At 65.3% G+C, this 20,095-nt stretch carries 17 protein-coding genes and 1 pseudogene; 9 read left to right on the top strand and 9 right to left on the bottom strand.

Annotation, left to right across the window (positions count from 1 at the left end):
• Window positions 1–94: 94 nt before the first annotated feature.
• The 5 genes and pseudogenes from ACFWQG_RS10455 to ACFWQG_RS10475 form a co-directional block, all read left to right on the top strand.
• Window positions 95–304: pseudogene (locus ACFWQG_RS10455) on the top strand (DnaB-like helicase C-terminal domain-containing protein); the annotation flags it as partial.
• A gap of 693 nt (window positions 305–997) precedes the next feature.
• The gene (locus ACFWQG_RS10460) at window positions 998–4,561 is read left to right on the top strand and encodes a DEAD/DEAH box helicase family protein (protein ID WP_378507552.1); all 3,564 of its coding nucleotides are present in this window, start codon (window positions 998–1,000) and stop codon (window positions 4,559–4,561) included.
• Complete coding sequence (locus tag ACFWQG_RS10465; RefSeq protein WP_378507553.1) at window positions 4,558–6,015, top strand: restriction endonuclease subunit S; 1,458 nt, start codon at window positions 4,558–4,560, stop codon at window positions 6,013–6,015. Before ACFWQG_RS10460 ends, ACFWQG_RS10465 begins: the two co-directional genes overlap by 4 nt.
• 29 nt (window positions 6,016–6,044) lie before the next feature.
• Window positions 6,045–6,953 carry a hypothetical protein gene (locus tag ACFWQG_RS10470; protein ID WP_378507554.1) on the top strand — a complete coding sequence of 303 codons (909 nt, stop codon included), beginning with the start codon at window positions 6,045–6,047 and terminating at the stop codon, window positions 6,951–6,953.
• Complete coding sequence (locus ACFWQG_RS10475) at window positions 6,943–7,677, top strand: hypothetical protein (RefSeq protein WP_378507555.1); 735 nt, start codon at window positions 6,943–6,945, stop codon at window positions 7,675–7,677. The genes ACFWQG_RS10470 and ACFWQG_RS10475 overlap by 11 nt, the downstream gene beginning before the upstream one ends.
• A 140-nt stretch (window positions 7,678–7,817) precedes the next feature.
• Here the strand turns inward: ACFWQG_RS10475 and ACFWQG_RS10480 are convergent, their stop codons facing one another.
• Window positions 7,818–8,714, bottom strand: a complete 897-nt coding sequence (locus ACFWQG_RS10480) for a hypothetical protein (protein ID WP_378507556.1) — start codon at window positions 8,712–8,714, stop codon at window positions 7,818–7,820.
• Between the two features lie 3 nt (window positions 8,715–8,717).
• Complete coding sequence (locus ACFWQG_RS10485) at window positions 8,718–9,221, bottom strand: hypothetical protein (protein ID WP_378507557.1); 504 nt, start codon at window positions 9,219–9,221, stop codon at window positions 8,718–8,720.
• Window positions 9,222–9,559: 338 nt separating this feature from the next.
• On the opposite strand from ACFWQG_RS10485, the gene ACFWQG_RS10490 reads away from it, so the two are divergent.
• Window positions 9,560–11,074, top strand: coding sequence for an N-6 DNA methylase (locus ACFWQG_RS10490; protein ID WP_378507558.1), 1,515 nt, complete (start codon window positions 9,560–9,562; stop codon window positions 11,072–11,074).
• Window positions 11,075–11,157: 83 nt separating this feature from the next.
• Here ACFWQG_RS10490 and ACFWQG_RS10495 read toward each other — a convergent pair whose 3' ends face one another.
• Window positions 11,158–12,315 carry a hypothetical protein gene (locus ACFWQG_RS10495; RefSeq protein WP_378507559.1) on the bottom strand — a complete coding sequence of 386 codons (1,158 nt, stop codon included), beginning with the start codon at window positions 12,313–12,315 and terminating at the stop codon, window positions 11,158–11,160.
• Window positions 12,316–12,638: 323 nt separating this feature from the next.
• Between ACFWQG_RS10495 and vanR-O the strand changes: the two genes are divergently transcribed.
• Both vanR-O and vanS-O read left to right on the top strand, forming a co-directional pair.
• On the top strand, window positions 12,639–13,325 hold the full coding sequence (gene vanR-O, locus ACFWQG_RS10500; protein ID WP_378507560.1) for a vancomycin resistance response regulator transcription factor VanR-O: 687 nt from the start codon (window positions 12,639–12,641) through the stop codon (window positions 13,323–13,325).
• Window positions 13,318–14,418: a vancomycin resistance histidine kinase VanS-O gene (gene vanS-O / locus ACFWQG_RS10505; RefSeq protein WP_378507561.1), complete on the top strand. Its 1,101-nt coding sequence runs from the start codon at window positions 13,318–13,320 to the stop codon at window positions 14,416–14,418. Before vanR-O ends, vanS-O begins: the two co-directional genes overlap by 8 nt.
• Here vanS-O and ACFWQG_RS10510 read toward each other — a convergent pair.
• The 6 genes from ACFWQG_RS10510 to ACFWQG_RS10535 form a co-directional block, all read right to left on the bottom strand.
• On the bottom strand, window positions 14,351–15,502 hold the full coding sequence (locus ACFWQG_RS10510; protein WP_378507562.1) for a glycosyltransferase: 1,152 nt from the start codon (window positions 15,500–15,502) through the stop codon (window positions 14,351–14,353). The two genes, vanS-O and ACFWQG_RS10510, sit on opposite strands and share 68 nt — an antisense overlap.
• Complete coding sequence (locus ACFWQG_RS10515; RefSeq protein ID WP_378507563.1) at window positions 15,502–16,110, bottom strand: hypothetical protein; 609 nt, start codon at window positions 16,108–16,110, stop codon at window positions 15,502–15,504. Before ACFWQG_RS10515 ends, ACFWQG_RS10510 begins: the two co-directional genes overlap by 1 nt.
• Before the next feature lie 32 nt (window positions 16,111–16,142).
• Window positions 16,143–16,751, bottom strand: coding sequence for a D-Ala-D-Ala dipeptidase VanX (gene vanX, locus ACFWQG_RS10520; protein ID WP_378507564.1), 609 nt, complete (start codon window positions 16,749–16,751; stop codon window positions 16,143–16,145).
• On the bottom strand, window positions 16,748–17,788 hold the full coding sequence (vanO, locus tag ACFWQG_RS10525; RefSeq protein WP_378507565.1) for a D-alanine--(R)-lactate ligase VanO: 1,041 nt from the start codon (window positions 17,786–17,788) through the stop codon (window positions 16,748–16,750). Before vanO ends, vanX begins: the two co-directional genes overlap by 4 nt.
• Window positions 17,785–18,837, bottom strand: coding sequence for a D-lactate dehydrogenase VanH (gene vanH, locus ACFWQG_RS10530; RefSeq protein ID WP_378507566.1), 1,053 nt, complete (start codon window positions 18,835–18,837; stop codon window positions 17,785–17,787). Before vanH ends, vanO begins: the two co-directional genes overlap by 4 nt.
• A gap of 204 nt (window positions 18,838–19,041) precedes the next feature.
• Window positions 19,042–19,515 (bottom strand): VOC family protein, encoded by a 474-nt coding sequence (locus ACFWQG_RS10535; protein WP_378507567.1) that lies wholly within the window; start codon window positions 19,513–19,515, stop codon window positions 19,042–19,044.
• Between the two features lie 51 nt (window positions 19,516–19,566).
• Between ACFWQG_RS10535 and ACFWQG_RS10540 the strand changes: the two genes are divergently transcribed.
• Entirely contained in the window at window positions 19,567–19,839 is a 273-nt protein-coding gene (locus ACFWQG_RS10540) for a hypothetical protein (RefSeq protein WP_378507568.1), read from the top strand.
• Window positions 19,840–20,095 lie beyond the last annotated feature (256 nt).

The following is a 20,095-nucleotide window of genomic DNA, read 5'->3' on the forward strand; positions in this document are numbered from 1 at the left end:
GAGGACTTCCCGCCCGTGATCCCGCCGGCCGAGCAGGAGATTCTCGCCCGCCTCGGGTTCGGATCGGGGCACTAAGCGAAATGTCCCAAGTCAGGAGGTCTCTGATCTGCGCGAATCTGGATCTTTGGAGCAGGACGCCGATATGGTGATGCTGCTGCACCGCCCCGACGCGTTCGAACGCGACGACCCGCGCGGGGGAGAGGCCGACATCATCCTCGGCAAGCACCGCGGCGGCCCCACCGCCACCATCACCGTCGCGCACCAGCTGCACTACTCGCGGTTCGTGGACATGGCGCGGGGATAGTTTGATGATGTTGTCGAGATGCAGCGAAGATTAACAAGATGGCCTGCCTTGTTTAACAAGCGAGTCATGGCGCTCCTGTTGCACTGACCTGCATCTAAGTCGTGAATCCGCATCGCGGGCATCGCGAGTCTTGCTAGATTTGCCGCTAATCTTCGATCGTTGAGTTTCCGAGGCGATCGAAATGCGGCCAGTTTGGGAGACAGACTGTGACTGAGGCTCGATACCGCAGGACCGACGTGCACCGGTGGCGGCTATATCGGCGGTTGGCCTCGGTGCGAGCGCGACGTGGCGGTTCCGATTTGATGGCGAGGACAGCGCTGTTGTTTGGGATTGGCGCAACGGCCAGCCCGACGTCCGGATGCTCCGATCAATTCGACAGCCACGTTCATCCGAGCATCAGCGACACATCCCGGTCAGTGCCTATTCGGTAACCATGCGTGGTCACCTCGAGCTTGAGTCCGGCCTCGAGCACGATCGCTTGCGTGCCTTGGACCGGCTTCCTCAGATCGTTGCATTGGTGTGCCTCAGCCCTGTCAGTTGGTAGCCACCGGATCGACGAAGCTGCGATCAGATGGTTACTTGAGCGCGGCTCGGATTTCAGGGGCCCGTTCGTCGATCACGGTGTCGACGCAGGTCGGGGACCGGCGGGTCCACTAAGATCTGCCTACGAACAACACCACGTGGGGGAGCCGAATGTCGACCGTAGATCCGAGACTGCTCGACGCTGCCCGCGAATCGGTGAACTTCGGATCCCTCGCACCGATCGAACCGCTTCTCACCATCTATGGTGCGGGCGCCGAGTCCGGTGTCTACACAGATCCCAACGGTGCGCTGATCAAGTGCCGCCAGTTCGGTGAGGTGCTCGCCGAGCAGCTGATCCGACGCAGCGGCACCCGCTTTGACGGCTCGAAGCAGATCGACCGCATCAAGGCCCTCGAACGCGCGGGAGTACTCACCCAAGCCGCTGCTGACGCACTGCACGACATCCGCAAGATCGGCAACGAGGCCACCCACAGCCACCTGTTCAACGTCCGCTCCGCGCTGCGGTCGGTGGAGCAGTGCTGGCAGCTCGGCAATCTGCTGAGGCTCGCTCTGTCCCCCGACGATCAGGAGCCCCGCAGCTTCATCGCACCGCGCCCGCCCGCACCACCGAAGGTCGTCGAGCCCGGTGACCAGGAGCAGCTCGACGCGATCAACCGTCAGCTCGCCGTCTCACAGACCGAGCTGACCGAGACATTGATCGTGCTCGACGCCACCAAGACCGCGCAGGCGGCGGAGGTCGAGGCCCGTCAGGCCGCAGAGGCAGAACTCGCCAACGCTCGGCAGCGCGAGACGGCGGTCGCCGCGCGATTGGCCGCACTCGAGCAGCAGCTCGCCACGCTGCAGGACTCGGGCGCGCTCGCCTCCCGCGAACCGGCGAAGGTGTCGGCCGCCACCGGCAGCTCCTTCTCCAAGGCGTTCCGTCGCCGTCCGCCGCTCAACGAGGTGCAGGCGCGCCGCGTCATTGACGCCCAGCTCGCCGCGGCGGGCTGGGTGGTTCAGGACTATGCCGATGTCAATCCGTCCGCGGGGGTCGGCGTCGCGGTGCGCGAGTTCCGCCTCGCAACCGGCTATGCCGACTACCTGCTGTATGTCGACGGCAAGATCGTCGGCGTCATCGAGGCCAAGCGTGAGGGCACCGCGCTCGTCGGGGTCGAGCAACAGACCGCGAAGTACTCGGTCGGGCTGCGGAAGGAGGATCAGCTCGCGACCTGGCGGCGCGGCGAGCCGCTGCCGTTCCTCTACGAGTCCACCGGTGCAGAAACCCGGTTCACCAACCGGCTCGACCCGAAACCCCGGTCGCGGGAGGTCTTCACCTTCGCCAAGCCGCAGACGATCAGATCGTGGATGCAGCAGGCCGATGAGCGCCCCGACGCACCTACCTTCCGTGCCCGCCTGCAGTACCTTCCAGAGCTCGATCCGAAGGGGCTACGCCCCAACCAGATCCAAGCCGTCGAGGGCATCGAGAAGTCCCTCACCGACAACCGTCCCCGCGGTCTGGTGCAAATGGCCACCGGCGCCGGCAAGACGTTCACCGCAGTTACGTCGAGCTACCGGCTGATCAAGCATGCGGGAGCCTCGAAGATCCTGTTTCTCGTCGATCGCAACAACCTGGGTGAGCAGGCCCAGTCCGAGTTCGACAACTACGTGCCGATCGACGACGGCCGCCGCTTCGGCGACATCTACAACGTGCAGCGCCTCGCCGGCCACGCCGTCCTCGGCTCGACGAACGTCGCGATCTCCACCATCCAGCGACTGTTCCTGATGCTGCAGGGCAAGGGCCTGCCGGACGCGGATGTCGACGACGACGTGGACGGCGACCCCGTCGAGCCCGACTCGCCGGTGGACGCGGCCTACAACCCGGACGTGCCGCCGGAGGCATTCGACCTGATCATCGTCGACGAATGCCACCGCTCCATCTACGGACGCTGGCGTGCGGTGCTCGATTACTTCGACGCCCCGATCATCGGGCTGACCGCCACCCCGACGAAGCAGACCCTGGGCTTCTTCGACCAGAACCTGGTCAGCGAGTACACGTACGAGGAGTCCGTGATCGACGGGGTCAACGTCCCTTTCGACGTCTACAAGATCCGCACGGAGATCACCGAGCAGGGTGCCACGATCGACGCGAAGACGGTGGTCCCGGTGCGCGACCGCCGGACCCGGGCGCAGCGGTATCTCGAACTGGACGAGGACTACTCGTACACGGGGAATGCGATCGGCCGGGACGTGATCACCGAGGACCAGATCCGGTTGGTCCTCACCACGTTCCGGGACCGGCTCTACACAGAGATCTTCCCGGGCCGGTCGGCGGTGCCGAAGACACTGATCTTCGCGAAGACGGACGCGCACGCCGACGTGATCGTCGAGCAGGTGCGGGAGGTGTTCAACGAGGGCGCCGACTTCGCCGCCAAGATCACCTACAAGTCGAAGGGCGAAGGCAACGATCCCAAGCGATTGCTGCAAGACTTCCGTAACAGCCCGTCGCTGCGGGTGGCCGTCACGGTGGACATGATCGCCACGGGCACCGACGTGCGGGCCATCGAGTGCGTGTTCTTCCTGCGGGCGGTGCGCTCGGCTGTGTACTTCGAGCAGATGAAGGGCCGCGGCTCCCGGATCATCGGGGCGGACGACTACGCGGCACTGACCCCGGACGTCGCCAAGGGTTTCAAGAAGGACCGGTTCGTCATCGTCGACGCGGTCGGGGTGACGGAGTCGCCCCTTGTGGACGCGACGCCGATGGAACGCGACCCGTCCGTGTCGCTGGAGAAACTGCTGCAGAAGGCGGGCACGCTGACGATCACCCCCGACGAGGCATCCAGCCTGGCGGTCCGGCTGGCCAAGCTGGCCTCGCAACTCAACCCCGCGGAGTCCGCCGAACTGGCCGAAGCCGCCGACGGCTTCGAACTGCGCGAGATCGCGAAGCGGATCGCCGCCGCCAGCGACACCGATGCCATATTGGCCGCGGAGTCGCGCGGAGGAAAGGCGGAGGTGGCCAAGCAGATTCACGATAGCGTCGCCCCACTGTCCGGAAACCCGGAACTGCGCAGGGCGATCCTCGACATCCGCCGGAAGAAGGACCTGATCTTCGATCAGGTCAACGCGGACACCTTGCGTGGCACCGAACGCGTCGCGTATGGCAAGGGCACGCACGAGCCGGTCCGCTCGTTCCGGGAGTACCTGGCCGAGCACCGCGACGAGATCACGGTGTTGCAGGTGCTGCACGGAAGCGCGCCCGGCCGACCGACGTACGCCGAGCTGAAAGCCCTCGCCGAGCAGGTGGCGCGGGTGCCCGCGATCGGCAGTATCGAGACATTGTGGCGCGCGTATGCCGATCTCGGCGAGTTGGCCGACCCGGAGCACAAGGTCGAGGTGCCGGACCTGGTGTCGATCCTGCGCTTCGAACTCGCTAAGGACGCCGGCGCAGAATCCGATTCGAAGATCCGACCGTTTGCCTCCGCAGTCGAGGGCCGGCTCGCGGCCTGGTTGGTCGAGCAGCAGCGGCGGGGCGTCGAGTACACCGAGCAGCAGCGACGCTGGCTCGGAATAATCGTAGACGTGGTGAAAACCAATGTGGCCGTGGAGATCACCGACCTCGACCAGATCCCGTTCAGCGACCTCGGCGGCAGTCAGCGGTTCGCGGCCGACTTCAAGATCACAAGCAGAGAGGCTGCGTTGCAGTTGTTGGATGAGTTGAACACGGAGCTGATCGCGTGACGGAGCGGGCATTGCCGACTGGGTGGGCGTGGACGACTCTCGGGGAACTCGGCCAGTGGTACGGCGGAGGAACACCCTCCAAGCGGAATCCAGGGTTCTGGGAATCAGGCACGATCCCCTGGCTGTCTCCTAAGGATATGGGTATGAGCTTGCTCGTCGATACTCAGGATCACATCACTGAGGCCGCCGTAGCCGGCTCTGCGACCTCACTTGTCCCGGCGAACAGTGTGGCGCTCGTGGTGCGATCCGGCATCCTCGAGCGCACGGTACCGATATCACTCGTCCCGTTTGTGACAACCTTGAACCAGGACATGAAAGCCGTTGCACCGCACGCCGCCATCAACCCAAGATGGCTGCTATACATGCTGCAATCGCAAGAGCAGGCCATCCTGCATGACTGCAGAAAAGCTGGGACGACCGTCGCCTCGCTCGATACCGCGAAGCTGCATGGAGTCGCCATCCCCCTCCCCCCGCTCCCCGAGCAGCACCGCATCGTCGAGGCCCTCGAAGACCACCTCTCCCGCGTTGATGCGGCGGAGCAGTCACTCTCAACTGCTAAACAACGACTGTCACCGCTTCGAAAGTCTGCGATCCAGATTGCATTGGATCAAGAACTTGATGGTGAAGAGGGGCATTCCGCCGCTGAGCGCCTCGAACGCATCCTCGCGGATCGCGTAGCCCTGGCCAGCAAACGTCGGGCCAAGCCGGCGAATCCCGCGTACGAACTCGACCTCCCGACTGGGTGGGTGACCGCATCCGTCGATCAACTGTGCTGGGACATTCAATACGGAACGTCCTCGAAGACCGGCGAACTCAGGGACGGATCCGATGTACCTGTGCTGCGCATGGGCAACATCCAGGACGGCGACATCGACCCGCGCAACCTGAAGTACCTTCCGACGGACGACCCGTCAATCGACGGGTTGCTTCTCGAAGCCGGGGACCTTCTGTTCAATCGAACGAACAGCGCCGAACTCGTGGGGAAGACCGCAGTCTTCAGCGACCAGCTCGAACAGGCGACCTTCGCCTCGTACCTCATCCGGTGCCGCCCGGTGCCGGGTGTGAACGCACAGTGGATTTCACACATTGCAAACAGCCCGATAGGCCGTCGGTACATCACTTCCGTGATGTCCCAGCAGGTTGGGCAGGCGAATGTCAACGGAACAAAGCTTGCAGCGATGCCCATCCCGATCGCACCCCAGGACGTGGAAGCGCGGATTCTCGACGAGATTTCCGAGACCCGTTCTTCCTCCGCGCGCCTTGGTGATTCCGTCGAAGTGGCGAAAGCTCGCTCCGCTGCTCTGCGTCGCTCCCTCCTCCGCGCGGCCTTCAATGGCGAACTCGTCGACCAGGATCCCACCGACGAGCCCGCCGACGTCGCGCTCGCGAAGATCCGCGACCAGCAGTCGCGCACCGCGCCGCGTCGCCGACGGAAGGTAGTGGCCGCGAAATGACCCGCTCCGCACGCTGCGGCAGGTAAGCAATGGGCCACGTATGGCGGGTCGAGGCGGTCGATGACTGGACGATGACACCAGATTCCGACCAGCCTCGAACCACCGACGAACCACTGGGTACGAAGGAGAAGTTCTGGGTCAACGCGCCCGACGAAAGCCGCTACCTGTTCAAGTACGCCCGGGTCCGGCACGGTCGCACGATGGGCGAGGATTGGGTCGAGTGGGCCGTTCACGAACTGGCCACAATGCTGTCGGTGCCCACCGCCACCGCTATCCCCGCGCTGCACGGCGGTCGGCGAGGGGTGCTATCGCTCTCGGTGCTGGCACCGGGTGATCGTCTGATTCACGGGAACGAACTCCTCGCCCGCGCTGATCCGGAGTACGACTCCCAGGTTGCGCGCCAGAATCCTCGCTACACGGTCGAGGCCGTGCACAACGCCCTCCGTGGAGTTGCCGCTCCGAGTGACTGTCAACCTCCGGTCTTGACGGCGTTCGACGCATGGGCCAGTTTCCTGATGCTCGATGCGTGGGTCGCCGGTCGAGACCGCCACCATGAGAACTGGGCCGCGATCGAACACGCCGGAAAACTCCGGCTCGCACCATCCTTTGACCACGGGAACGCCCTCGGATTTCAGGAGCCGGAGTCAAAGGTCCAGGCACTCGCCGAGGCCGGTGAGTCGGTGGCGCGGTGGGCGCGACGCGGTCGCAGCCATCACTTCGGCGACAAGCCCGGCCTTGTCCATCTCGCATCCACCGCACTCAACCTCGCCGGCGACGAGGTCCGCGAGTATTGGCTCGGCAAGCTGGCCGACGTCACCAACCATGACATCGAGTCCGTGCTCGCGAACGTTCCGTCGGACTACTTGTCGGAGGCGGGGCGTACTTTCAGAGTGAAGCTTCTCCACCTCAATCGGGAAAGGATCCTCCATGGTGACTGATGCGCCATCTCGGGCGGTTTCCGGCGCCGATGCCGGGGTGTCTCGGCGCCTGTTCCTGATCTGGCAGAACCCCGAATCGCGGCAGTTCATCCGAGTCGGGGCCCTGTCCGAACTCGCCGACGGTCGGTACGCCTTCGCGTACACCGACGACGCGCGCGCCGCCGCGGACTTCTATCCACTCACCCAGTTTTCCGACTTGGGCCGCACCTACGTCTCGACTGGTCTGCCCGCGTTCTTCGTGAACCGGTTGATGTCGCGCAAGCGCGACTCGTTTCCCGACTACCTGCGCTCCCTGGGAATCGACTCGCCGGACCTGGATACCCCGATGGAATTGCTCGCTCGCACCGGCGGCCCTCGGGCGACCGACACCTTCCACCTGGTCGACGACCTGGTGGCCGATGCCGATGGTGTCGTCACCAGTCGCTTCCTGGCCTCCGGCGTCCGCTACCTCGACGCGGATGGCGCACGCCTGGCCTGCCTCGAAGACGGGCAGCGCCTCCAGCTACGTGCCGACCCGACCAACCCCGCGAACGAGCGCGCGCAGCTGATCTGCATCGGCAGTGGCGAGCCGGTCGGGTACGTCCCGGACTGGCTGCTCACCGACCTCGAAGACCTCCAGGCCAGGTCAAACGAGCTTGAGATCATCGCCGAGCGAGTGAGCCCGGACGCACAGCCGCACCTGCGCCTGCTCTGCCGGATCGAGGCACGGGTGTCACCGCACTGACCCGCCGACGATGGGGCGAACCGGCGTAGTGCGGCGTCACCCCATCTAAGAGACGGTGAAGTCGATTCCAGGAGTCAAGAAGCTGTGGTCTCGCCACCCTCGACAACGTCCACTGCGCCCGCGGATGCGGTCCTCTGCGATCAGAACGCCCACCGACGTGGCGGACCGAGCAGGACATCTCGCGGATCCTGTTCGACTGACGCGACCTCGTACCCGTGTTCGGTGTCCTCTCGTTCGTATTCGCTTCCCTCGTCCCCAAACGCCAGCTCGTGGACGTGGACCGTCGTGGTCCAGTGCCATTCCGCCATCTGGTCGATCACCGGTTCCCGCGAATCCTCGCAGTCCACACACTCATCCTCGGAATGTTCCTCCTGATGCGCCGGGCATGGCTCGACCTCGGACCAGTACCAGTGACCCTCCGTCCACAGCGAGGGCTCCGGCGGCCATTCCATGTCGACCCACTCCCCCCGCCCCAGGCCACGGGACTCGATGTACTTGTCGAGGGCGCGCTTCTTGTCGGCGTCGGTCCATTCCACCGCCGGCGGCAGCGCACGGTCCTCTATTGGATCGAAGCCGTCGTAATCGCCTTCGCTGCAGATGTATTCGACCTCAACGCCCACTCCGTCGGCAAGCTCGCGCCACTTTCTGGTGCCAGACCGCCCGGTATCCACAATGGCCAGGTCGACGGGCTCGCTCACGTCCGCCTCGAAGTGCGTCCACCGGTGTCGCATGTCATGGATCATCCGGTGCGGAATCCGTCCGATCACCTCATCCTTGATCACCCGTTCCACCGCCTCGCGGAGCGCGCTCTGCGCGAACGACACTGCGTCGTGCCCCGTGTACGTCCTGTCATGGGTTCGCATCCACCTCGCGGCGCTGGCTTCCCACAGCGTCCCCGCTGCTTCTTCGGATAGTTCGGTCAGCCGCCGATGCTCGCGGTACAGGAAATCCCTACCGCCGTCCTCCGATTCCCCCTCCGGGAGTCCGATGTAGCGTCGCCACACCGCCGCCATGACCTCGTACAGTCGATCGGACATGGTCTATCCCGCCAGCTTCCCGAAAGTCAGCGCGACGTCCCACGGCTGCACACCCCACGTCTCGATTGCCGCCGCCGCGAAGATCCCTGCCCCGGGCAGCGACTGCGCGGTGGCAGGTGCCGTCACCGTGGAGCCGGGCTGATCCGGGGGAACGTCGGGCCAGATGCCGGTGCCGCGCGGTGCGGGAGCGGCCTCGATCAGCGACGCCGGACCGTCGCCCTGAGCCACGACCGCGAAGAGGCAGTACGGCTCGGGTATCGCCTCCCAGCCGCCCAACTCCACCACGAAGTACTCGCCACGTTCGACAGCCGACAGCGCCGCCGCTGACAGCAACTCATTCAGATCGCCCCACGGGTTGGTTTCCGGCGGCACCGGATCACCGAGTTGGAAGGCATTCGCTTCCACCTGCACCCGGTCCCCTGCGCCGGCGGCGAACCGGTTCTGAACCACCAGCGTGCCGGTGTCCGCATTCAGGTATGCGGCCTCGCGAAAACGATTGTCCGGCATCGGGGTACGGCCAACCACTCCGCGACCCAGCATCCTGGACAGTCCGTCTGGATCCTCCGTGGACCACAGCTGCGACCCCCGGTCGGTCCAGGTTCGGATCAGCCCGCCCGCGACCGGGCTCAGCATCGCCATCACCATCGTCGCCCCCGGTTCGATCCCCCGCGGTGTCTCATCCGTCGTCATGTCGCTCCCCTGCCCTCCGACGCCGGGTACCTCCCCGACGGTCACCCACCACTGGGCAACAGGTGAACCTAGCTGCTCCCACCGACATACAGCCGTCCACTCCCATCGACCCTGGTCGCTGCGGCGGTGTCTGCGCCACCGACTACCCTCGTCCCGTGAGCAACGCCGCTGAACTTCGCCGCCTCGTCGACAAACTGTGGAGCTACTGCGACGTCCTGCGGGATGCCGGGGTCTCCGCCATCGACTACGTCGAGCAGCTCAGCTTCCTGCTATTCCTGAAGATGGCAGACGAGCGCCAGCAGAACTTCATGAACCCAGTCCAGATCCTGCCCGCGAACCTCAACGTCTCCTGGGACCGCCTCGCGGAACTCGACGGCGTCGCGCTCGAGGAGGAGTACCGCCGAATCCTCAGCGAGCTCGGAAAAGAGACCACCAACCTCGGCGTCGTCTTCCGCAAGGCACAGAACCGGATCCAGGAACCTGCGCTGCTGCGCAAGCTTGTGGTGGATCTGATCGGGTCCGAGAACTGGTCGAGCATCGGCGGCGACCTCAACGGCGACGCCTACGAGGGGCTGCTGCAGAAATCCGCCTCGGACGTCAAGTCCGGCGCGGGTCAGTACTTCACCCCACGCACCCTGATCCACGCCATGGTCGACGTGATGCGCCCGACGCCAGCGGACACCATCGTCGACCCCGCGTGCGGAACGGGCGGGTTCCTGCTCGCTGCGGTCGAGTACCTCGGCGCCCACCACGGCGACACCATCACCCCCGAGCAGCGGACCGCGCTGAGTGAGGGCCGGACCGTCCGCGGCGTCGAACTAGTCGACGGCACCGCTCGGCTCGCGACGATGAACATGTTCCTGCACGGCATCGGGCAGGCCACCGGCGACCCGGTGATCGACGTGCACGATGCACTGGCGACGAAGCCCGCCAGCTCCGCATCGATGGTGCTGGCCAATCCGCCGTTCGGGAAGAAGTCGTCGATCACCGTCGTCGGTGACGACGGCCGTGCCGAGCGCGAGGATGTTGCCTACAACCGTCAGGACTTCTGGGTCACCACCACCAACAAGCAGCTCAACTTCGTCCAGCACATCGCGTCACTGCTCGCGATTGACGGTCGCGCCGCGGTGGTCGTGCCGGACAACGTGCTGTTCGAGGGAGGTGCTGGCGAGACCATTCGCCGACGGCTGCTCAAGGAGTACGACGTCCACACCCTGCTACGCCTGCCGACGGGCATCTTCTACGCGGGCGGCGTCAAGGCAAATGTGCTGTTCTTTGACCGCAAGCAGGCCCGGCCCAGCCAGCCGTGGACGGACAAGCTGTGGGTTTATGACTTCCGCACCGGCGAACACTTCACCCTCAAGCAGCGGCCGCTGCGCGACGAGCACCTCGCCCCGTTTGTCGAGGCATTCAACGCCGACGATCGATCCGCTCGTGCCGAGTCCGAGAGATTCAAGCCCTACTCGTACGACGAGTTGGTCGCTCGGGACAAGGCGAACCTCGACATCACGTGGCTCAAGGACCCATCACTCACCGACACCGACGATGGGGTACCGCCGGAGATCATCGCGCAGGAGATTGTGGAGGACCTGAGCGCCGCGCTCGCCGAGTTCTCTGCCGTCGCGGACGCGTTGGCGGCCCGTGCCGCCGAGGTCTCCAACCGGGACTGATCTGTAGGGGCCGGCCGGAATACGGCGATGCGGGCGGTGCCCTTGACGTCGCGAGTGGTAGACGAAGCCTGACCTGGCCGTAGTCAGGCGGTGCTAGGTCCGGCGAAGCCGCCGATGTTCCATGTTTGGCCGTTCAAGGTCACGAATAGATCGATCCACCCTGCCTCGCGCACACGTTGGTACCCATAGTGGTCAGTGACCACTTGCTTCTCGCTCGATCGACAGGCGGCGAACGTCGCCTGTAGGAAGTTGTCGAAGGTGAACGGCACTGTCTTCGGCGGCCCTGATAGGTGGGTCGATTCGTCGGGGTGATCGGGAGGGGTCGATTCGTCGGTCGGCCCAGCAAATCCGGACTGATGTACTACCTCGCCGTTGGAATCGATTCGCCCGACAATGTTCACCCAACCCGCAGGGAGAATTCCGTCAATGTCGGGGTCAGATTGAGCTTGCTGGAGCCGTGTCAGCTCGAAAATTACGTGAGGGAGCGTATCGAACTTGAAGGTGGCTCGTGAAGTGCCGTCTCTGGACTCGTCGACCACAAGCGGACGTCCCGTGTAGTCACCCGCCACGAATGACTCAATACCCCCTCGTGAAGGATCTACCGTCGATTTCGGGACTTCGTACCCGCTGCGTCGCAGAGTCAGAAGCAACTCTTCGGCGATGGTCCTCACCGATGCGTAGATCGGTGTTGGTATTGGCTCTTCGTCTCCGCCGCCGCCGCGCACCCACCCCGCGCTGTTCGAATGGATGAGGGCATGAGTGTCTACCTTGAGGCGATCGATATGTGCGCCGCCGTCCTTGTTAGCTAGTTCGAGAACGAGGTCGCGTCGAGTGAATTCGGCGCCTTGGCTGTCAACCAGAACGGTCCGGTTCCACCAGTCATCGAAACTCACGTAGCGGGTCGTCGAAGACTGTTCGATCCCGTCTGCGCCTCTGGCGAGAAACGTAATTCCATCTGGACCCAAGCCCATGTTTGTGAGGCCGGGGCTCCGCCCGATAATATTCGGATCCTTGTCGATCGTCGGTGCGCCATCGGCCCATTCCAGACTGTCTTTGATCTTGAGCTGGTCGAGAAGGCTGTGGCTCATCTTGGTGTCGTGAACCAACACCCTTATGGCAACGGCGATGCGTTTCGACTCCGACAAAGCGCCTCGGTCGAAGGCGGCGCCTGAGCTAGCGAGAAACTCGAGTTGCTCAGAGAGATCAAGTTCCAGGTCGCGATTACGGGGGTGTTGACTCACGAGGTAACGATCTCACGAGAGCTGCGCGGCTTGTCAGTCGTTGCCCGTCGACGCGAGATTCCTGGAGTGTTTTCCAGATGGGACCTACCCACTGGACATCGCCGGCTCGGTCCTCAGTGCTACGTGAAGGCGCTGCATCTACTTTGACGGGCATCGGCGATTCGCCCGAGATCCGTCAAAGTAGCGAGGCGTGTCTCGTCAATCTTCGCTGCAAGTCGACACACGATGATGATGATGATGATGCCGCTGCGGTAAGGCGCTGTGCCGGCCCGACGGCGATTTTGATACGCCGGCGATATGCGCGGCCGCCTACCATGGCGAGCATGCGGGTGTTGGTCGTCGAGGACGAGCGGTTCATGGCGGAAGCGATCCGTGATGGGCTGCGCCTGGAAGCGATCGCGGCCGACATCGCCGGTGATGGGGACACGGCCCTGGATCTGTTGGGCGTCAACACCTACGACATCGCCGTCCTCGACCGCGATATCCCCGGCCCGTCCGGTGACGAGATCGCCCAGCGCATCGTCGCTTCCGGTGGCGGCATGCCCATCCTGATGCTCACCGCCGCGGACCGGTTGGACGACAAGGCCTCCGGGTTCGAGCTCGGTGCCGACGACTACCTCACCAAGCCGTTTGAGCTGCAAGAGCTCGTGCTCCGTCTCCGGGCACTCGACCGCAGGCGCGCGCACAGCAGGCCGCCGGTGCGGGAGATCGCTGGTCTGCAGCTGGACCCGTTCCGTCGCGAAGTCTACCGGGACAGCCGGTACGTGGCGCTGACCCGGAAGCAGTTCGCGGTGCTCGAGGTTCTCGTCGCCGCCGAGGGCGGGGTGATCAGCGCCGAGGAGCTGCTGGAGCGGGCGTGGGACGAGAACGCCGACCCGTTCACGAATGCGGTGCGCATCACGGTCTCGACGTTGCGCAAGCGGCTCGGCGAACCGTGGCTGATCGCCACGGTGCCGGGGGTCGGGTACCGCATCGATACCGAACCGGACGCCAGAGGCGACGGTGGCTAGAGCACCCGGGTTGGGCGTTCGCCTCAAGCTCACGCTCAGCTATGCCGGGTTCCTCATGCTCGCCGGTGTTTTGCTCCTTGCGGCGGTGTGGGTCTTCCTGCTGAGAGGGCGGTCCACGAACTTCCAATTCCCTGATCTGGCCGACTTTGCCCGGGTCTTCGACCCGAGCAACTTCGGCCCCGTGGTGTTTGTCCCGGCGGCGATCTTGGCGCTCGGGTTCTTGCTGGTGTTCGGCCTTATCGGTGGTTGGATTCTCGCGGGCCGCATGCTTGCCCCGTTGACGCGCATCACCCGCGCCGCGCGGGAGGCGGGGAGCGGCTCGCTGTCGTACCGGATCGAGCTGGAGGGACGCAACGACGAGTTCCGTGAGCTTGCTGATGCTTTCGACGCCATGCTCGCGCAGCTCGAAGCACGCGACGCCGCGCAGCAGCGATTCGCCGCCAACGCCTCCCACGAGCTGCGCACCCCGCTGGCGATCACCCAAACCCTTCTCGATGTCGCCCGCAACGACCCGAACCGCGACGGCGGCGAACTCGACGAACGCCTCCGCGCGGTCAACACCCGAGCGATCGAGCTCACCGAGGCATTGCTCCTGCTCAGCCGCACCGACCAACGGTCCTTCAGCCGCGAAGACGTCGACCTGTCGCTCATCGCGGAAGAGGCCGCCGAGACGCTCCTCCCGTTCGCGGAGAAGCGCGGCGTCAGCATCGAGACCTCCGGGGACATCGCGCCGGTCAGCGGCTCACACGCACTCCTGCTGCAGTTGACGACGAACCTGCTGCACAATGCGATCGTCCACAACCTCCCCGAGCACGGCAGCGTGCAGATCAGCACCGCCGCCGGCCCCGAGTCCGTCCTGCTCACGGTCGAGAACACCGGCGACAAGCTCAGTCCACAGTTGGTCTCGACACTCACCGAGCCGTTTCAGCGGGGCACCGGTCGCACCCGCGGGGACGAGGCGAGGGTGGGCCTTGGCCTGGCGATCGTCAAGAGCATCACCCAGGCACACGACGGATCCCTCACGCTCAGCCCCCGAGCCGCAGGCGGGCTCGCCGTCGCGGTGCGCCTGCCCGCCGTTCCGCGACGACCGTAAGCACGTGCCGGGCCAGCCGCGAACCCACATCGGGTGCGCCGGCTGCCAACGCATGCGCCGACATCGTCGCTCTCCGTTCGGTATCGGCGAGCAGCGGGATCACGGTGGTTTCGATCCATGCCGCGGTGAGATCGGCATCGTCGACGATCACCGCCCCGCCGGCAGCAACGACCGCCTCCGCGTTCCAGCGCTGCTCACCGCCGCGCAGCGGCAGCGGCACATAGACGGCAGGTAAGCCGACAGCGGCGAGTTCGGCGCACGTCATCGCCCCCGCGCGGCAGATCGCGACGTCGGCCGCGGCGTAGGCGTACTGCATCTCCTCGACGTACGGGACGACGACGTAGGGCGGGTCGCCGGGGTCGGCGTCGGGAGGCTCGACAATGCGCTGGGGCCCGGTGATGTGCAGCACCTGCACGCCGGCCGCCCGCAACGCTGTTGCCGCGTCGGCCACGGCGGCGTTGATCGTGTTGGCTCCCTGCGAACCGCCGGTGACCAGCAGGACCGGCTCGTCCGGGCGCAGGCCGAACCGTTGCCGGGCCGCCTCGCGCAGCGCGGCCCGGTCGAGCCCGGTGATCGCCGGCCGCAGCGGGATGCCGATCGCGCTGGCGTGCGCCAGGTGGACACGGGGCGCGGCGGTGAAGACGTGGGTCGTCATCCGGGCCGCCAGTCGGTTCGCCACCCCAGGCCGGGCGTTCGCCTCGTGGACGATGATCGGCATCCCCCGCCGGCGGGCGGCGAGATACGCGGGCAGCGCCACGTAGCCCCCGAAGCCCACCACGACCTCGGCCCGCACGCGGTCGAGTACGGCCCCGGTCGCCCGGACGGAGTCGCGCAGTCTGCCCGGCGTGTGCAGCAGGTCGCGGCTCAGCGTGCGCGGCAGCGGCACGGGCGGGATCAATTCGAGCGAATAGCCGCGGGCGGGGATGAGCGTGATGTCCAGGCCACGGACGGTGCCGAGCGCGGTGATCTCGGCCGTGGGCTCCAGCAGGTTCAGCGCGTCGGCGAAATTCATTGCGGGCTCGATGTGCCCGGCCGAATGGCCGCCAGCGACGACGACGCGCGGGGCGGGTTCGCCGGCCGGCATCACGATGCCCCTCGGAGCAAGATTCCCCGGTTGGCATGAAACCGCTCGAATACCTGCAGGGGCAGGGCCGCAGAGTCTGAATTGTGGGAGTAGCCCGACGGATTATGAAACCGCACCACCCCATCATTGATGGCATAGATCAGCACAAGGTGGCCTCCTCGTCGCGGCTCGTGGGTGTCGGGATCGCGAATCTCGGGGGATACCGAGGCGATCATGACCTGGCCGGGCTGCAGCTCCCGGGCCGATACCTGAATCGGGGTGTGCTCGACCAGTTGGCAGTCGAATCCGAATTGGGTGCTGACCCACGCCATGAATGGCCTGTAGAGCAGGCCGTGGACCTTGCCCGAAGACTCCACCTCGTAGCAGCCCCACTCGACGGACAGCGCAAGGAGTTCGCCTATCGACAGTCGGACGTCAGTCCAGCCGTGGAGCAGCGACTGGAGGCACGCCAAGCCGCAGACCTTGCGGGACCAGAACAGGTATTCCTCGCGCGAGCGATATCCGTCGGAGGCCCAGTCGTGCAGTTTCGATGGGTCGGTGTGTCGCAGGAAGACCTCCAGCCCCGATGGGCCGGTCCGCCGCATCACGACCTCGTCGTTGTTCGCCACATGTCCCCACTGCGAAACACAATGGAGACCCATCAGGTGATCGGAAAGTCGAAGTAGACGTCGGGATAGGGTTCGCGTTTTAGCGTGTAGTGCCACCACTCGCAGTCGTACCGATCAAATCCGCAGTCCTCCATGAGGGAACGAAGAAGCGCACGATTCTTGGACTCGATGGGCGTGATTCCTCGCGCTCGATGACCCGAGATCGGGTCCATGAGGTCGTGGCCGCCACCCATTGGCGCAAGTTCACCGGTCGCGAGATGATAGAGCGTCAGGTCAACGGCGCCGCCCCTACTGTGGCCCGACTGGGTTGCCACGTATCCCTTTTCGAGGATCTCGGGTCGGGCGATATTGGGATAGTGGCGCTGCTTCGTCTGGCCATCCTCCGGCTGCTGCGACCAGCGTAGGAAGCTGTCGACGGCGCGTCGAGGACGATAACCGTCCCAGAGAAGCAATCCGAAGCCGAGGGACGCAGCCTTCTCGCGTACCTGCGCGAGGGCAACGCACAGAGCCCGGGTGCCGACGATCCGATTCGCGAGGTAGCCGTCTACCGGCTTGCCGGTGAAATTGTCCCAGGTGGCGTACTTCGCATCCCAGCGGACCCCGGGCACGAGCGCGTCGACGTAGACGAAATCGTCGTTCATCGCTTCGTCCCGCGCATTGTCATCGAGATGAGCCGGTCGATCATGTCGGAGATCGGCAGTCCCGCGGCGGCCATCATCCGCGGGTACCGGCTGTACGACGTCATGCCGGGCATGGTGTTGACCTCGTTGAGGACCACCCGCCCGTCGTCGGTGAGGAACATGTCAACGCGGGCAAGTCCCGTGCAACCCAGGGTTCGGTAGATGACCTTGGCGGTCTCTTGGACGAGCCAGCGCGATTCGTCGGAAATGTCGGCGGGAACAATGAACGTCGAGTTCTCCGATCCGGTTTCGGGCGATTCCTCCTGGTGGATCCGGAAGAATCCGTGCGAGAGGTCGACGCGGTCCACCTCCCCAGTGATCAGGCCGAATCGTTCACCCAGGACCGCGCAGCCGATCTCGCTGCCGGCCACGGCTTCTTCGATCAGGACCTTCGAGTCGTATTGTCGCGCCGCGCTCAGCGCCTTCGGCAGCTCATCCGCACGGGTGACCTTGCTGACGCCGAACGATGAACCCGAACGGGCCGGCTTCACGAAGACCGGATAGCGAAGTCGATCGGCGTCGACCTTCTCGTTTGCCGCGACAACCCGAAAGGTCGGCGTGGCGATTCCCGCGCTGGTGGCGACGGTGTAGGCCAGGGCCTTGTCCATGCACACGGCCGAGGCCTGGATGTCGCAGCCGATGTAGGGGATGCCGGCGAGCTCCAACAGGCCTTGGATCGCGCCGTCTTCGCCGAGCGTGCCGTGCAGTACCGGGAAGACGACGTCGAGGCGCACGGTTTCGTAGCGACCCTGCTCCATGAGCAGCAGGCCGTGCACCCTTCGATCGGGTGACAGCACGGCGGGACGCGCGCCGTGGTTTTCCCAATCCGCATCGGGGCCGTCGCAGAGCTTCCACTCGCCGTCGGTCGAGATGCCGATCCAGAACGGTTCGTACTTCTCCGTGTCGAGATTTCTTGCCACCTCTCGCGCCGACTTGATGGAGACGGGATGTTCTTCGGAAGCCCCTCCGAAGATGACCCCAACCTTCAATCTGTTCATGCTGTTCTCCCACGTGCAAAGTTGAGGCAGTTGATGAGGCTGTTTTCGACGGTGTCGTTCAAGGCGTGGTCCGTGTAGTAGGCGGAGTGCGGACTGATCAGCACATTCGGCAGGCGCTGAAGCCGCACCAGGGCCTTGTTCTCCATCACCGTGTTTCGGCAGTCGGCGTAGAAGATCCCTTCCTCGCCTTCGATGACATCGAGCGCCGCGCCGCCCAACCGGCCGCTCTCCAACGCGGAGAGGAGGGCCTCGGTATCGAGCAGCGGTCCGCGACCCGTGTTGACGAGGTACGCGCCGTACTTCATCTGGTCGATGCGTTGGCGGTCGAGGAGATGGTGTGTGTCCGCGGTGAGTGGAGTGTGGAGCGTGACAATGTCGCTCTGCCGCAGCAGTTCATCGAGCGGAACGTAGTCGGCGGAGGCGTGAGGCCTGCTGTCATGTGCCAGCACGTGGCAGCCAAATCCCCGCAGCCGGTCGATGACCGCTGTGCCGATGCGCCCCGTTCCGATCACCCCGACGGTCAGGTCGCGCAGCTCCCTGCCGCGCCTGTCATTCAACCGGTAATCATGCGTATCGGCGTGGCGAACAATGGTTTTCGCGTGGCGCACGGCCATCAGCATCAACATCAGTGTGTAGTCGGCCACGCTGTCGGGCGAGTAGTCGACGTTGCCGACCGAGATGCCGATGCTCGCCGCGAATTCCACGTCGATGTGGTTGTACCCGACGCTTCTGGTGGAGATGTACTCGACGCCGACTCGGCTCAGCGCCAGCAGCGTGGCATGGTCGATCGGCGTCTTGTGGCTCACGCTGATGCATCGGTTGCCCCGCGCCAGTGCAGCATTGGCTTCACCGACCGCTTCCTCGGTGATGCTTGGCGCAAGCCCGAGGCGGGTTCCCATCTCGCGGAACACCACGGCTTCGTCGTGACCGCATCCGAAGACGGTGACCCCGGTGGTCGGGACCGCCGGGGGTGACGAATCGTCGGGCCCTCGGGCGCGCCGCACCGCGATCGCGTCGCTGTCGATCAAACCCAGGTCGTTGTAGGACATGCCGACAGTCAAGACAACGCGGAGTTGCCAGCGCGTATGCATTTTTCGATATCCCGGCGATATGCCGTCCGTGGGGTTGCGACGACCTCACCGATGCAGCGCGCCCGCCCGCCAAACGACTCGACATCGCCACCACCAACGACCGGACCACTAGCTCCGTCGTTCAGCCCGTTCCGGGCCCGCCGGACGGACAGACCAATGCGCTCAGGGTTCGACGCTGAGCTGCCACACGTGACCGTCCGGGTCGGCGCACAGTGCCGTGTATCCCCACGGCTGGTGCTCGGGGGCGGCGAGCACCGTGCCGCCGGCGCTCCTGATTCGCTCGACCAGGACGACGAGCTCCCGCTCGGTGGCAACGCCCATGCCGAGGAGGCACTCGCTGGTGCCGGTGGGAGCCAGTGGGCGGTCCTCGCCGAGGACCCAGTCGAGGCCGTCGGCCGGGATGAGCGCCAACATCGTGCGCTGGTCGATGCGGAACGACAACGGTTCCGGGACGCCGTCCTCGGCGGGTTCGCCGACGAGATCGAAGCCGAAGGCGCTGCGGTAGAACCGCATTGAGCTCACGCGATCGGCAATCGGCAGGCTGATCTGGACGCCGCGGGCACTGGTCGACATCACCACTCCGTTTCGGTCGGCTACACGGTCCCAGTACTGACCTTCCCGGACGGTAGAAGTCATCGCCGGGGGTGGCGGGAGGAGTGGGTCACGCTGCGCCGGGTCCTGCTGCACATGACGATCGAAACGGCCCGGCACGCCGGGCGCGCCGACATCCTGCGGGAGACGATCGACGGGGCCGCGGTCCGAACCGAGGGGTGCCGGCGCGACGGTGACGCCGCCGGACTGCGCGCGACCGCAGGCAACCGTACCCTCCAACGGCTCCGGGATGGTGGGATTCCTCACATTCCTGCCGGAATCGTTGTGATGTTCGCTGAGTATTTCCCCGTTCGTCAGGTCGCCCGTCACCGCCGTGTTACCGCAGGCCGAGACGCTGTCGATCGATGACGTCGCGGCCTGTCGTGTCGCGCGACACGCCGCAGCGACGTCGATGCACGACCTGGGTCGATTGGGCTCGGGTATATGTACCATTACGAACTCATTACCGGAGTGAGTCGGAGAGTGGGGGCGCCCAGGGGTGCCCCCAACGCGCCCCCCCTCCCCCCCCCCCCCCCTTTTCTTCCCCCCCCCCCCCCTCCCCCCCCCCCCCCCCCCCCCAAAAACGCCCCCCCTCTTCCCCCCCCCTCCCCCCCCCCTTGTGGAA

The sequence above is a fragment of the Rhodococcus sp. NPDC058532 genome (assembly GCF_042719255.1).
Classification (GTDB): Bacteria; Actinomycetota; Actinomycetes; order Mycobacteriales; family Mycobacteriaceae; genus Rhodococcus_G.

What these genes read in the sequence shown, in the direction of transcription:
- ACFWQG_RS10460 (WP_378507552.1), top strand. Translation starts at nt 998, where the DNA reads ATGTCGACCGTAGATCCGAGACTGCTCGACGCTGCCCGCGAATCGGTG.
- ACFWQG_RS10470 (WP_378507554.1), top strand. Translation starts at nt 6,045, where the DNA reads ATGGGCCACGTATGGCGGGTCGAGGCGGTCGATGACTGGACGATGACA.
- ACFWQG_RS10475 (WP_378507555.1), top strand. Translation starts at nt 6,943, where the DNA reads ATGGTGACTGATGCGCCATCTCGGGCGGTTTCCGGCGCCGATGCCGGG.
- ACFWQG_RS10480 (WP_378507556.1), bottom strand. Translation starts at nt 8,714, where the DNA reads ATGTCCGATCGACTGTACGAGGTCATGGCGGCGGTGTGGCGACGCTAC.
- ACFWQG_RS10485 (WP_378507557.1), bottom strand. Translation starts at nt 9,221, where the DNA reads ATGCCGGACAATCGTTTTCGCGAGGCCGCATACCTGAATGCGGACACC.
- vanR-O (WP_378507560.1), top strand. Translation starts at nt 12,639, where the DNA reads ATGCGGGTGTTGGTCGTCGAGGACGAGCGGTTCATGGCGGAAGCGATC.
- ACFWQG_RS10510 (WP_378507562.1), bottom strand. Translation starts at nt 15,502, where the DNA reads ATGCCGGCCGGCGAACCCGCCCCGCGCGTCGTCGTCGCTGGCGGCCAT.
- vanX (WP_378507564.1), bottom strand. Translation starts at nt 16,751, where the DNA reads ATGAACGACGATTTCGTCTACGTCGACGCGCTCGTGCCCGGGGTCCGC.
- vanO (WP_378507565.1), bottom strand. Translation starts at nt 17,788, where the DNA reads ATGAACAGATTGAAGGTTGGGGTCATCTTCGGAGGGGCTTCCGAAGAA.
- vanH (WP_378507566.1), bottom strand. Translation starts at nt 18,837, where the DNA reads ATGTCCTACAACGACCTGGGTTTGATCGACAGCGACGCGATCGCGGTG.
- ACFWQG_RS10535 (WP_378507567.1), bottom strand. Translation starts at nt 19,515, where the DNA reads ATGACTTCTACCGTCCGGGAAGGTCAGTACTGGGACCGTGTAGCCGAC.
- ACFWQG_RS10540 (WP_378507568.1), top strand. Translation starts at nt 19,567, where the DNA reads ATGACGATCGAAACGGCCCGGCACGCCGGGCGCGCCGACATCCTGCGG.